Here is a 13,116-nt window from a genome sequence, read left to right as displayed (position 1 = left end):
CCGTAAACCGCCATCTGCTCCGCCATAACGGAAGAAAGTTCCCCTATCGCACCCGCAAGCCGCCTTCTGCTCCGCCATAACGGAAGAAAGTTACGCTAACGCACCCGCAAGCCGCCTTCTGCCCCGCCATAACGGAAGAAAGTTCCGCTATCGCACCCGCAAGCCGCCTTCTGTCCCACCATAACGGAAAAAAGCTCCGCTATCGCACCCGCAAGCCGCCATTTGCTCCGCCATAACGGAAGAAAGCTCCGCTAACGCACCCGCAAGCCGCCATTTGCTCCGCCATAACGGAAGAAAGCTCCGCTAACGCACCCGCAAGCCGCCATTTGCTCCGCCATAACGGAAGAAAGCTCCGCTAACGCACCCGCAAGCCGCCTTCTGCTCCGCCATAAAGGAAGAAAGTTCCGCTAACGCACCCGCAAGCCGCCTTCTGCTCCGCCATAAAGGAAGAAAGTTCCGCTATCGCACCCGTAAGCCGCCATCCGCCCCGTCATAACGGAAAAAGGTTCCGTTATCGCAATGACGGGAGCAGAGGCGAGACAGGAATCGTAGCGGGGTGGGACCGCATACTGAGATTCTTCCTGTGCGAAGGGGATATCGTTCAAATGCGTCAAAATAACCGGCAAGCCGCCGCAGCCGACGAATTTCCCACCAAGACTGCGCCTGGAAGTGGGCCATCCGTCGCTTCATCCGTCGCCGAAGGTAGAATTTCGTGCACGCGGGGAGGAATTCCGTTCGATGTCTCGCGACGGCTGTCGCGAACGCAAAGACCGTTTTGTATCCCCTTACATAGGCCGCGCTATATACAATAAGAAGCGTAGAAGAGAGGGAAGGGCTCCCGCAGTTGTCGCATGGAAAACGATTTCCACCCATCCGTGAGCCGCAACGCAGCCCTCGCGCCTCGCAAGCTTGTCGGCCGTCAAGGTTGACGCCGCAGGCGGCGCCTCGCCACCCAGAAGGAGGAATCTTATGAATTCGGCTGCCGGCACCTCGCAGCATCCTCAGACCGTCGCCCAGCCAGCCGCACGAAGACGAGGCATCACGGAACGTTACAGATTGTTTTTGTATGCGCTTCCCTTCCTTGTACTCGTGTTCGTTTTCAGCTATATGCCGCTGTACGGCTGGATTTACTCGCTTTACAATTATCGCCCGGGCTTCAAGCTGAGCGACACGCCGTTCGTCGGCCTGCAGTGGTTCCGCTCGATCTTCGCCAACCCGACGCAGACCCAAGAGGTGCTGCGCGTCATGAAGAACACCATCGCCATGAGCACCCTCGGGATCGTGACCTCGGTACTGCCGGTCGCCTTCGCGATCCTGCTGTCCGAGATCCGGTCGATGCGCTTCAAGAAAACGGTGCAGATTCTGACGACGCTGCCTAACTTCATCAGTTGGGTGCTCGTCTATGCAATCGCCTTCATGATGTTCAACGTGGACAACGGCCTCATCAACCGGCTCTTCATCGAGCTCGGCCTCCAGGACCGCGGTTTCAACTACTTGGCGAACGATAGTCACACCTGGCTCGCCATGATTCTGTGGGCTACCTGGAAGGGACTCGGATGGGGCGCGATCATGTACATCGCCGCGATCACCGGGATCGACCAGGAGCAGTACGACGCGGCCAAGGTCGACGGCGCAGGACGGTTCCGCCAAATGTGGAATATCACGGTGCCTGGCATCATGCCGACGTACTTCGTGCTGCTGCTGCTCTCGATCGCCAACTTCATCAACAACGGGATGGAGCAGTATTTCGTCTTCCAGAACCCGATCAACAAAGACCATATCGAGGTGCTCGACCTCTACGTCTACAATACGGGCATGCTGGGCACTAACTTCTCGTTCGCGACGGCCGTCAGCATGCTGAAGTCGATCATCAGCATCGGGCTGCTGTTCTTCGCCAACCGGCTGTCGAAGTGGGTCCGCGGCGAATCGATCATCTAAGCAAAGGAGGAGCCGAACTTGAAGATCCGCAGCTCGACCGGGGACAAAGTATTTCACACGTTCAACTATCTGGCCTTCGCCATCTTCACGCTGCTGTGCCTGTTCCCGTTCTACTATCTGTTCATTAACACGATCAGCAGCAACGATTTGAGCTCGAGAGGGCTCGTGATGTGGTACCCGAAGGAGATTCACTTCAACAACTACATCCAGGTGCTGAAGCTTAAAGGGCTGTCCCAGGCCGCACTCGTCTCCGTCGGACGAACGGTTATCGGAACCGTCGCGACGGTAGCGGGCTCCGCGTTCCTCGGCTACATCTTCACCAAGCGCAAGATGTGGGCGCGCACGTTCTGGTACCGGTTCATCATGATCACGATGTACTTCAACGCGGGCATCATTCCGTGGTACGTCATCATGCTGAAGCTGCACATGACGAACAACTTCATGGCTTACATTTTGCCGATGATCGTCTCGCCGTTCTACGTGATCCTGGTTAAAACGTTCGTCGAGTCGCTGCCCGACGTGCTGCAGGAATCGGCCGAGATCGACGGCGCGGGGACGATGACGCTGTTCTTCCGCATCATCATGCCGCTCATCATGCCGATCGCCGCCACCATCGCCATCTTCGCCGCCGTGACGCAGTGGAATTCGTTTATCGACACCGTGTTCCTGATGACGAACCAGAAGTACTATACGCTTCAATTCGTGCTCTACAAGTACCTGAACGAATCCAACTCGCTCGCGGCCATCATCCGCAGCAGCGGGGGGAGCGGCGAACGTCGACCTGTCCAAGATGCAAACGGCGACCTCGATCCGCACGACCGTCTCGATGATCGTCGTCATCCCCATTTTGTTCGTGTATCCGTTCTTCCAGCGTTTCTTCGTCAAAGGCATCATGATCGGCGCAGTCAAGGGCTGAGGAGCGAATGACGGCTCCCAGCCCCCCGGCGGGCCCATTTAAGGAGGTGAGTCCGGAGCCCGCGATGTGACCGGAACGACAGACCGCTCCACGTTAAGCCGCGATACCAATAGCTATCAATCAAAGGGAGGACTACCCCGTGGTTCAGATGAAAAAGAAAAAAGCGCTAACCGCATCCGTCGCCGTCCTGCTCGCGACGAGCCTCGCAGCCTGCTCCGGCGGCAACAGCAACAACAACGCTTCGCCGTCCCCCGCGCCGTCCGGCTCGGCATCGTCAGGCGCTTCTGCAAGCGCTTCCGCATCGAGCGCGCCTCAGCGCGACGACTATAAGATCGACGTGTTCTCGATGTTGTCCAACTTCTCGGGCGAGCAGCAAGGCTGGTTCGCCAAGGTCGTCAAGGACAAGTTCAACCTCGACCTCAACATTATCTCCTCGAACCTCGAGGGCGGCGGCGACGTGAAGTTCTCCGCGATGATGTCCGCGGGCAGCCTGGGCGACCTGGTCGTATTCGGCGACGACGGCCAAAAGTATCAGGATGCGATCAAGGCGGGCATGCTGCTCGACTGGACGAAGGACGGCATGCTGGACAAGTACGGCCAGAACCTTCTGAAGTATGCGCCCAAAGCGATCGAGAAAAACAAGGTCAACTTCGGCGGCGGCTCCAAGGTATACGGCATCGGCTTTGAAGTCGGCGAGGGCGAGGGCCCGTCCGAAGGCAAGGACATGACCTACAACCCGAACCTGCGCTTCGACCTGTACCAGAAGGCCGGCAGCCCTAAGATTACGAAGATGGAAGACTACCTTCCCGTGCTCAAGAAGATGCAGGAGCTTGAACCGAAGAGCGATTCGGGCAAGCCGACCTACGCCTTCTCAATGTGGCAGGATTGGGACGGCAATATGATGATGAACACGAAGGCATGGGCGGGGCTGAACGGCTTCGACGAGGGCGATGGCTTTAACCCCGGCGGCTTCACGCTGATCTCGGCTGACAAGAACGAAGTACAGGGCGTCCTCGACGAAGACGGCTTCTACATGCGCGGCCTGAAGCTGTATTTCGACGCGAACCAGATGGGGCTCGTCGATCCCGACTCCATGACGCAGAAGTTCGACGACGTCGTCAACAAGATGACGGACGGCCAGCTCCTGTTCACCTGGTTCCCGTGGCTCAACACGTACAATACGCCTGAGCGTCTGGCGGAAGGCAAGGGCTTCGCGCTCGTGCCGTTCGAAGAGGAGCGCACCTTCTCCTACGGCTACAATCCGTACGGCGGCAACCGCATCTGGGCGATCGGCGCAAAGGCGAAGCATCCGGAGCGCGTGCTCGAGTTCATCGACTGGCTGTACAGCCCGGAAGGCACGATGGTCGCGAACTACGGACCCGAAGGTATGGCCTGGAAGCTTGAAGGCGGCAAGCCGGTGCTGACGGACTTCGGCAAGCAGGCGTTCCCGTCCAATCCGACGCAGGTGCCTGACGAATACGGCGGCGGTACTTGGAAGGACGGCATGAACCAGATCAACAACTCGACGCTCAAGCTGACGAGCATCAACCCGGAGACCGGCGATCCGTACGACTACACACTGTGGACATCGACGCTGTCGCAGGCGCCGAACAAGCTGGAGGAAAACTGGCGGGCGGCGATGGGCGGCGCGACGAGCGCCAAGGAATACCTGCAGAAGAACGACATGATCGCGATCAACAAGCAGATCTTCACCGGCACCGCGCCGGAAGTCATCTCCGACGACCTGTCGCAGAAGCAAGGTCAAGTCGCGCAGGTCATCAAGCAGTACTCCTGGAAGATGGTGTTCGCGAAAAACCAGGCCGAGTTCGACAAGCTGAAGAAGGAAATGATCACGAAAGCCAAAGGTCTCGGCTACGACGACGTCTACAACTGGAACAAGGCGCAAAACGAAAAGGTATTCGAGTACCGCGCCAAGTAAAAAATAAAGCCGCAGCCGCTTGAAGCTTATCGCCGCCCTCGTTCGAGGACGGCGGTAAGCTTTTCCGGCATTGCGGCGAGGAAAAGGCTTCCGCTGTCGGGAAGCCCCGCAATTTGTTAAACTAGAAAGCGTATACAGGGGCGGCGAGCCCGACGCGACGAGAGGGGATGCACGCAACTGTTTCTGTCACGATACCTGAAGATGCCTCATCCCTTCAAGTCCGGCACCCTGAGGCGGACGCTCGTCATCTACTTGCTGATCGCCTGCCTGTTTCCGCCGATCCTGTTTTCCGCCTATACGTATTCGTCGCTTCACTCCATCTTGACCGGCAAGATTCGCAGCGGCATCGACGCCAGCCTGAAGCAGGAAGCGACGGGGATGGAGAACATGCTGAACGACCTGGACTTCGTCTCCAAGCAGTTCGCGCTGGACGGGCGGCTGGCCGAGCTGGTCAATCGTTATCTTAAGACGAGCAAGACCTATGACAAGGCGGAGATCAAGCAAGATATCGAAGACAGCCTGAACCTGGTCAACTTCACGAGTCCGAACGTGGGACTAACCGTATACTACATGCCGAAGGCCGCGGATCCGGTGCTGTTCAACAATTTGCCGGTAGCGGACGGCTTCTCGATCGACAACCTGCCGCCGTTCGTGCAGTACAAGGGCGCCGTTTTCCACGGACCGCACCGGACGCAATACAAGAACAGCGACAATACCGTCATCTCGTCCCTGCGCGTCGTGCGCACGGAGCAGCAGACGCCGGTTTACATTTACCTGGAGTCGAACTACAATTTGTTCCGCAAGATCCTGAACAGCGCGCTTTACGGCATGAAGGTATCGCATTACGTATTCGACGAAGAAGGCGACGCGCTGTTCGCGGACGACGGCGAGCCCCCCGCTCGATCCGAAGCAGCTGCGCTACGAAGAGATCGCCGCCTCCGGCGGCGGGCCCTATCGGGGCTATTATCTGTTCGGCTACGAGAGCCCGCAGGGCTGGAAGCTGATGACGGCCGTCAGCAAAAACGAATTCAATCGGGAGATCAACGACTGGTTCCGGCGGCTGGCGCTCTTGTTCGCCTTCGCTTTCGGCTTCGCGATCATGCTCGCGACGCTCGTCTGGCGCAAGGTATACGGCTCGATCCGCAAGGTGAACCGAGAGATCGTCCGCATGACCCGGGATCGGGAAGCGCCGGTCCAATATATGAAGGTGGAAGAGTTCGATCAGCTCCTCGGCAGCTTCCAGGACATGAAGACGACGGTCAACGGGCTGATCAGCGAGATCGGCCACAACGAACGGGCCAAGTATCAATTGGAGACGGAAAAGCTGCTGAGCCAGATCAACCCGCATTTTCTCCATAACACGCTCAACACGGTGCAGTGGGTCGCCAGAGCGGGCGGCCAGGAGGAGATCGACCGGATCGTGACGCTGCTCGTTCAGGTGCTTCAGTACAACATGGGTAAAAACAGCTTGATCGTCAACGTCGGGCAGGAGCTCGAGGCGCTGCGCCATTATATCGAGCTGCAGAGCTATCGCTACGAGGACGAGCTCACCTTCAGCATCGACGTGGAGCCCGGCACGGAGTCGGTCGCGATGCCGCGCTTCCTGCTGCAGCCGCTCGTGGAGAACGCGATCTACCATGGGCAAAGCGAGGAAGGCGGGGAGATCCGCGTCGTCGTCGAGCGGCAGCCGGACGCACCGGGCATGCTGACGCTCCGGGTGACGGACAACGGGCCGGGCATGAACGAGGAGACGCTCGCCGGGCTGCTCGAGGACGAGGGCGCTTCCCGCGGAGGGATGGGCATCGGCCTCAAGTACGTCAAGCGGCTGCTCGAGAGCTACTACGGCAGCGGCGACCTGCTGCGCATCCGCAGCGCGCCGGGAGAGGGCACGACGCTGTCCGTGCACATACCGATTCGAAGCGAGGTGGAGCTCTATGATCAAAGCGCTGGTCGTTGACGACGAGAAAAGGGTGCGCCGGGGATTCATCGCGCTGGCGGACTGGTCCGCTTACGGCATCTCGATCGTCGGCGAGGCGAAGGACGGGGCGTCCGCGCTGGCGCTGCTCGGCGAGCGCGAGGTCGACATGATGTTCGTCGATATCGGCATGCCCGGCATGTCCGGCTTCGAGCTGATCGACCAGGCCCGGAGCCGGTATCCGAAGACGAAGGCCGTCATCCTGACCTGCTACCACGAGTTCGACTACGTGCAGGAGGCGCTTCGGCTCGGCGCGATCGACTACATCGTCAAGACGCTGCTCAACAAGAGCAACGTGGACGAGACGCTGAACCGCATCGTGAAGCGGTTCGAATGGGAGCGGCGCCATACGGCCGGAGGCGCGCAGCGGCCGTTCGAGGCCGCGATGGTGCTGGCGCCCAAAGGACGCGCGGCGAGGGACGAGGCGCCTCCGGCAAGCCTGGCGGCCGAGAGCAAACCGCGCCGCCTTGAAGGCGGGCTGTGGATCTGGACCGCGGAGGCGAATCAGGCCGAGGCTTGGCTGCGCGAGCTGCCGGCGCACGTCGCGGGCAGATGGCACGCGGCGCTCGTGACGGCGGGCGCGGACGACCGCGTCTCGGCGCGGGAGGCGGAGCGCGCGATCGCCGAGCGGCTGCCGGTCCATCTGTTCTACCGTGGGAGCGGCGAAGCCGGCGAACGCGCGATCGCGCTGGGCGAGCTCAAGGCGGAAGCGGGACCGACGCCGGCGGAGCTGGACGCGGCGTTCAAGGATTGGTCCGAGTGCCGCTGGCTGCTGTACGGCGAGGACTGGCGCAAGTTCGCCGCGCAGGTCGAGCAGTGGCAGGTCGACCCGGGCCGCCTGCAGGACTGGTTCCGAACGCTTGCGGCAGAGTGGGCGCCGTACCTGGGATGGCGCGGCGATGCGGGAGATCATGCCGGGCTGGCGGACACCCTCGGGGACCCGGGAGAGCTGTACGATTGGAAGCAGTGGAAAAGCTGGCTGTCCGCCGCCGCGCTCCTCACCCAGCAGCGGCTGGCCGAGCTGTCGCTGTCGCGGGAGGTGTTCGGCAGCCTCATTCGCGCCGTGCTCTATATGAAGGGCCATGCCGGCCAAGACCTGAACCAGGACGAGGTGGCCCGGCGCATCGGCATGAGCCGCAGCTACTTCAGCCAGTGCTTCAAGAAGTTCGCGTCGGGCGAAGCGTTCGGCGACGCGCTCCGCAAGCTGCGGCTGGCCGCGGCGAAGGAGCTTCTGATCGGGACGGACCTGCCGATCCGCGACATCGCGGGCCGGGTCGGCTTCGAGGACGACAAATACTTCAGCCGCCTTTTCCGCGACCGTACGGGGCTCCTCCCGTCCGAATACCGGAGCGCGGGCCAGGAGCTGCAGCACCAAGGAGGCAGGCCGTGAACGCCGACGCGAATACGCATAACAAGGTTCGCTTCGCCGGTGAGGGCCGGGAGGGCGTTCGCGCCGCCGGATCTCCCGGGATCATGGCAGCATCGAAGATCGCCTGCGCGCTGGCGATCTTCGCGCTGACGTTGACCGGTTGCTTTGGCGGTGGCGGCAGCAAGGCCAAGGACGCCGCCAGCGCGAGCGTCGATCCGGCAGACCGGCAGGCGTTTGCCAAGTACGATACGCCGGTCACGCTGCGCATCCCGCATCAATACTCGGATATCGCCCTGCCCGAAGGGGATACGAGCGAGAACAACTTCGTAAGCCGCTATCTCGGCGAACAGACGGGCATCTCGATCAAATACGCATGGGAGACGCCAAGCGGGGTACAGTATGCGGCCACGATGAACTACGCCATCCGCAGCGGAGACTTGCCGGACGCCTTCGTCGTCGACCGGCAGCAGTTCCGGGAATTGAAGGAGGCCGGCGAGCTGGCCGATCTAACGGATACGTACGGCCAGTATGCGTCCACGCTCGTGAAGTCGATCTATGACGCGACCGGCGGCAAGGCGCTACAGGAGGCGTCGATCGACGGCCGCTTGTACGGGCTGCCGAACGTCGCGATCGAGGCGGACGCGCCGACGTACCTGTGGGTGCGCCAGGACTGGCTGGACAAGCTGGGACTCGCGCCGCCGAAGACGTTGGACGATATCGCCGAGATCGCGAGGGCGTTCCGGCAGAGCGATCCGGATGGCAACGGCAAAGACGATACGGTCGGCATCCCGGTCGATCGCGGCATGGTCTACGGGGAGAAGACCGGCAATAACGGTCTGAACGGCGTCTTCGCGGCGTTCGGCGCCTATCCGCGCAAGTGGATCGCGGGCTCGGACGGAAGGCCCGTGTACGGATCGGTCCAGCGCGAAGCCAAAGAGGCGCTCAAGCTGCTCGCGCAGTGGTACAAGGAGGGCGTGCTGGACCAGCAATTCATGCTGCGGCAGGATTCGCAAGACCTGGAGGCGGATAACAAGGCGGGCATCTTTTTTTGGACCTTGGTGGGCGCCTTATTATCCGTTGTCCAAGTCGATCGCGCAGGATACGAAGGCGGATTGGCGGGTTTACGCCGTGCCGCTGGACGAGGCGGGGCGGTTCAACGTGAGCGAGTCGCCGGTCACCGATCGCTATCTGGTCGTCCGCAAGGGTTACGAGCATCCCGAAGCCGCGCTTAAGCTGCTGAACGTATTCACGCGGATTGAGCGCAATCAGGATCCGGGCGCGAAAGACTTGCTGGCGGCGACCGAGCAGCTCGATACGCAGCTGCGCAATTATTATCCGTTCGACCTGCTGCTCGACTATCCGGATGCGATCGCCCAGCGGCACGACCGTCTGGCGAAGGCGCTGGCCGGCGAGCTCGATCCCGAACGGCTCGACCAGGAGACGAAGCGTCTGTATGACGATTCGCTGACCGAGCGGGAGTATCCGCGCAAAAACCTGGACGCCTGGGCAGGCTCGACGGCTTATCAGCTGTGGGGCGGCGTCGGGAGGGCGGAGACGGTCAAGGTCGAGAGCGTCTTCGCGGATCCGCCGCCGTCGCTCGCGACGATGTGGACGAACTTGCAGAGCCTCGAGACGGAGACGTACGCGAAGATCATCACGGGAGAGCTGCCCCTGTCGGCGTTCGACGATTACGCGCAGCGCTGGCACGCGGAGGGCGGCGACAAGATGACCGAGGCGGTGCGGGAGGCCTCGGCCGGGTCGAAGTAAAAGCCGCCCGAAGGCGGCGCGAACCACTAACCATTCATCCGCGAGGCAAGCTTCCGCAGCGCGGCCGACGGCTCGGCGTCCAATTCGGCGCCGAGCCTTTCCGCGTATTGCGTATAGTGCCGGTGGAAGAGGGCCGATTCGCCGAGCTCGGCCATCAGGCCAAGCAACGCTTCGTTCATTTCTTCGTCGAGCGGGGACTCGGACAAGTAGGCGAACATAAGCGACTTGGCTAGCGAAGGATCGCTTTTCTGCAGCTTGGCGGCCAACCTCCGCGTTAGCGCGGCCTGCTGCGATGCAACCTCGACAGCGAGGCCCGCGCTCCAGGCGTAATCCTTGCCGGCGAATAAATCCCCCCTTGATCAGCATGAGCGCCCGTTCGTGTTCTTCTCGGTCGACCGCAAACGCATCCGGCTCGCTTCTCCCATATTCCCTCAGCAGTTGCAGGTCCGAGAGCCCGGCCTGCGCGCGGAAGCGGTATCCCTGATTGCCGTGCGCGAGCTCGATGTCGACGCCGGCGCCCTTGAGCGACTTTTTGAGCCGGTAAACGGTATTGTGCAAATTGTGCAGCGCCCGCTCCTCGTCCAGCTCCGGCCATAGCAAATCGGCTAGCTGCCATTTCCCGTGCAGCCGGTCAGGATAGGCGAGCAGGTAGGCGAACAGCTCCTCCGTCTTGCGGGTAGGCCAGCTCATCGGGCTCCCGTCGGCGCTGCGCGTCTCGAACGTGCCCAGACAGCGTACCGCGGGGGCCATCCCCGAGAGAGCGGCCGGCTTCAGCGCCGAACGAATCTCCTGATTGCGACCGAAGCGAAGGGCGACGCGCGCCAGGGCGTCGGGCGTCACCGGCTTCAGCAGGTAATCGACGGCGCTGACCCGGAAGGCTTCGACCGCGTATGCCGGATAAGCCGTCGTAAAGGCGATCTGCAGCTCCCCGTCGATCGCCTTGAGTTTTTCCGCCAGCTCGATGCCGCCCATTTTGGGCATCTCGACGTCGAGGAACGCGGCGTCCGGCCTCGTGTCCGCGAACCGTTCGAGCGCTTCGAACGGGCTCGCATAAGCGCCGGCGAGCTCCAGCATGGGGTGGCGTCCGACGAGCAAGGTCATCAGCTCCAGCGTCGGTTTTTCGTCTTCGACGACGATGACGCGTATCATCGGCTATCCACTCCTCTTTCGGCAAAAACAAAGTGACCGTCGTTCCTTGCTCGAGCTTCGATTCGATCAGCAGGCTCGTGCCCGCCATGGCGGCCAGACGCCGCCGGACGTTCGCGATGCCGATGCCCGCGCCCTCCGGCGCGTCGCCCGTGCGAAGCCGGTACAGCAGGTCGTCCGCCATGCCGACGCCGTCGTCCGCGATCTCGCAGCGGATGTAGCCGTCGCCGTCCGCGATCGCGAGCGTCACCGTTCCGGGACCGTCCTTGTCGAACAAGCCGTGCCGAATGGCATTCTCGACGAACGGCTGTATCGCAAGCGAGGGGATCAGCTCCGTCTCGAGCCCCGGATCGCACAGGAGACGGAAGTTCAGGCGCTCTCCGAAGCGGGCCCGCTCGATCTCGACGTAGGCGCCGATCAGCTCCAGCTCGATGCCGAGCGGCACGTCCGCCGTTCGCTGGTCCCGCTGGAACACGATGCGCAGATAGCGGCTGAGCATCGAGAGCAGGTGGGCGGCTTTTTCGCCGTCCGTATAGCAAAAGGAGACGATGCTGCTGATCGCATTGTACAAAAAGTGCGGCTTGATCTGCGCCTGCAGGAAGGCGATCTCGCTGCGCAGCGCCCGGTCCATCGACTGCTTCATGGACAGCAGCGTACGAACGCGCGCCGCCAGCGTTCGCGGATCGAAGGGCTTCGCGATAAAGTCGTTGCCGCCCGCGCGGAAGCACAGCTCGATATCGTGCAGGGAATCCTTCGCGGTCGCGAACAGCACGGGCAGCTCCATGGCCGGGAACCGCTCCCGGACGATCCGGCAGAGCTCGAGCCCCGACATTTCCGGCATCATCACGTCGAGTATCATCAGGTCCACGCGCTCCGCCCGCTCCAGCTTGGTTAGCGCTTCGCTTGCCGAGAGCGCGGCCAGCACGTTGTATTGCTCGCCGAGCAGGTTGAGCAGCACCCTCACGTTGGACGGCTCGTCGTCGACGATGAGCACGGTCTGCGTCCGCCGGCCGTCTACGAGGTCGAGCGTCGCCGGCGCGAAGCGAACGGGCGGCTCCGCCGCGGCCGCCGCCTCGGTCGCCGCGCCGTCCGTCGCCTCCGACGCTGCGGCGGCCGGCAGCGTAAACGACATCCGCGTACCCTGCCCGGGCGCGGACTTTTCTACCCCAATCGTCCCGCCCATGCGCTCGATGAGCTGGCGGCTGATATAGAGGCCGAGCCCCATGCCGGTGTAGCCGTCGTGGCTCGGCGCCGGCTCTCCCTGCTCGAAGTAACCGAAGATCGCCTCGTGATTCTCTTTCGGAATGCCGACCCCCGTGTCCTCCACCCACACATTGACCAGCTCGCCTTCCGCTGCAGCGCCGATCTCGATTCGACCCTGCCGCGTGTGCTTGATCGCGTTGTGGATCAGGTTATACAGCACCTGACGCACCCGATTCTCGTCGGCCTGCACGCAGGTGCCCGGCGGAATGGCGTTGTCCCAGCGCACGTCCTTGCCGGCGAGCTCGTATTCCAGCACCTGATAGGCCGTGCGCGCGGCGACTCTCAGATCGAGCACGGTCCTTTTCAGCTGGAAGTCGCCGTGCTTGAGCCGCACGACGTCGACCAGATCGTTCACGAGGCTCGCCAGCTTCGTGGACGTGTCCTGAATCAGCGACAGCTCGCCGCGCTGCCGGTCCGTGAGCCCGCCCGCCTTGCCGTCCAGCAAGTAGGCCGTCATGTTCTGGATGCCGTGCAGCGGCGTCTTCAGCTCGTGCGAGGTCTGGGCCAGAAATTCGTCCTTGAGCTTGTCCCGCAGGATCAACTGCTCCGTTAGTTGCTCGGTGCGTCCCGTGGCATGGACGAGGCGAAGCGCGAGCAGCGCGTTCATGAACGAGATGACCGAGAGAAAGGAGATTCGGCGAATGAGATCGGTTTCCAGCAGGCCGAGCGCGTAGAACAGGCCGGACACCTCGATTGCGACGATCGACAGGATCATGCCGGCGAGCAGCGCGGTCTCCTTGCGGTCCAATTGTCCTTTCTTTCGGAAAAGATGCCTTATCGTCCGGTACAGAAAATAGGATACG

General features: G+C 62.0%; 9 protein-coding genes and 3 pseudogenes. 9 read left to right on the top strand and 3 right to left on the bottom strand.

Translation table 11 applies throughout. The features are described 5' to 3' along the window. Window positions 1–969 precede the first annotated feature (969 nt). The 8 genes from OMP38_RS18305 to OMP38_RS18270 all read left to right on the top strand — a co-directional run bounded on the left by OMP38_RS18305 (window position 970) and on the right by OMP38_RS18270 (window position 9,904). Window positions 970–1,938 (top strand): ABC transporter permease, encoded by a 969-nt coding sequence (locus OMP38_RS18305; protein WP_277566390.1) that lies wholly within the window; start codon window positions 970–972, stop codon window positions 1,936–1,938. A gap of 18 nt (window positions 1,939–1,956) precedes the next feature. Further along, entirely contained in the window at window positions 1,957–2,865 is a 909-nt protein-coding gene (locus tag OMP38_RS18300; protein ID WP_277566389.1) for a carbohydrate ABC transporter permease, read from the top strand. 137 nt (window positions 2,866–3,002) lie between these two features. Continuing rightward, window positions 3,003–4,793, top strand: coding sequence for a type 2 periplasmic-binding domain-containing protein (locus OMP38_RS18295; protein ID WP_277566864.1), 1,791 nt, complete (start codon window positions 3,003–3,005; stop codon window positions 4,791–4,793). A 201-nt stretch (window positions 4,794–4,994) separates the two neighbouring features. Then, on the top strand, window positions 4,995–6,152 hold the full coding sequence (locus tag OMP38_RS18290) for a hypothetical protein (protein WP_277566388.1): 1,158 nt from the start codon (window positions 4,995–4,997) through the stop codon (window positions 6,150–6,152). Further along, complete coding sequence (locus tag OMP38_RS18285) at window positions 6,040–6,750, top strand: sensor histidine kinase (protein ID WP_277566387.1); 711 nt, start codon at window positions 6,040–6,042, stop codon at window positions 6,748–6,750. Before OMP38_RS18290 ends, OMP38_RS18285 begins: the two co-directional genes overlap by 113 nt. Then, window positions 6,728–8,158 (top strand): response regulator transcription factor, encoded by a 1,431-nt coding sequence (locus OMP38_RS18280; protein ID WP_277566386.1) that lies wholly within the window; start codon window positions 6,728–6,730, stop codon window positions 8,156–8,158. The genes OMP38_RS18285 and OMP38_RS18280 overlap by 23 nt, the downstream gene beginning before the upstream one ends. Further along, on the top strand, window positions 8,155–9,369 hold the full coding sequence (locus OMP38_RS18275; RefSeq protein ID WP_277566385.1) for an extracellular solute-binding protein: 1,215 nt from the start codon (window positions 8,155–8,157) through the stop codon (window positions 9,367–9,369). Before OMP38_RS18280 ends, OMP38_RS18275 begins: the two co-directional genes overlap by 4 nt. Continuing rightward, window positions 9,296–9,904, top strand: coding sequence for a type 2 periplasmic-binding domain-containing protein (locus OMP38_RS18270; protein ID WP_277566384.1), 609 nt, complete (start codon window positions 9,296–9,298; stop codon window positions 9,902–9,904). The genes OMP38_RS18275 and OMP38_RS18270 overlap by 74 nt, the downstream gene beginning before the upstream one ends. A gap of 26 nt (window positions 9,905–9,930) precedes the next feature. On the opposite strand, the pseudogene OMP38_RS18265 reads toward OMP38_RS18270, so the two are convergent. Beyond that, window positions 9,931–10,200, bottom strand: a pseudogene (locus OMP38_RS18265) (BTAD domain-containing putative transcriptional regulator); the annotation flags it as partial. Window positions 10,201–10,237: 37 nt separating this feature from the next. Between OMP38_RS18265 and OMP38_RS18260 the strand changes: the two are divergent. Continuing rightward, window positions 10,238–10,501: a hypothetical protein gene (locus OMP38_RS18260; protein ID WP_277566383.1), complete on the top strand. Its 264-nt coding sequence runs from the start codon at window positions 10,238–10,240 to the stop codon at window positions 10,499–10,501. A gap of 282 nt (window positions 10,502–10,783) precedes the next feature. On the opposite strand, the pseudogene OMP38_RS36000 reads toward OMP38_RS18260, so the two are convergent. Beyond that, a pseudogene (locus OMP38_RS36000) lies at window positions 10,784–11,005 on the bottom strand (LytR/AlgR family response regulator transcription factor); the annotation flags it as partial. A gap of 73 nt (window positions 11,006–11,078) precedes the next feature. Continuing rightward, window positions 11,079–12,920: pseudogene (locus OMP38_RS35995) on the bottom strand (ATP-binding response regulator); the annotation flags it as partial. Window positions 12,921–13,116 lie beyond the last annotated feature (196 nt).

Source organism: Cohnella ginsengisoli (assembly GCF_029525555.1).
In the GTDB taxonomy this organism is placed as follows: domain Bacteria; phylum Bacillota; class Bacilli; order Paenibacillales; family Paenibacillaceae; genus Cohnella; species Cohnella ginsengisoli.
This window is presented reverse-complemented; position numbering and strand designations above follow the sequence as displayed.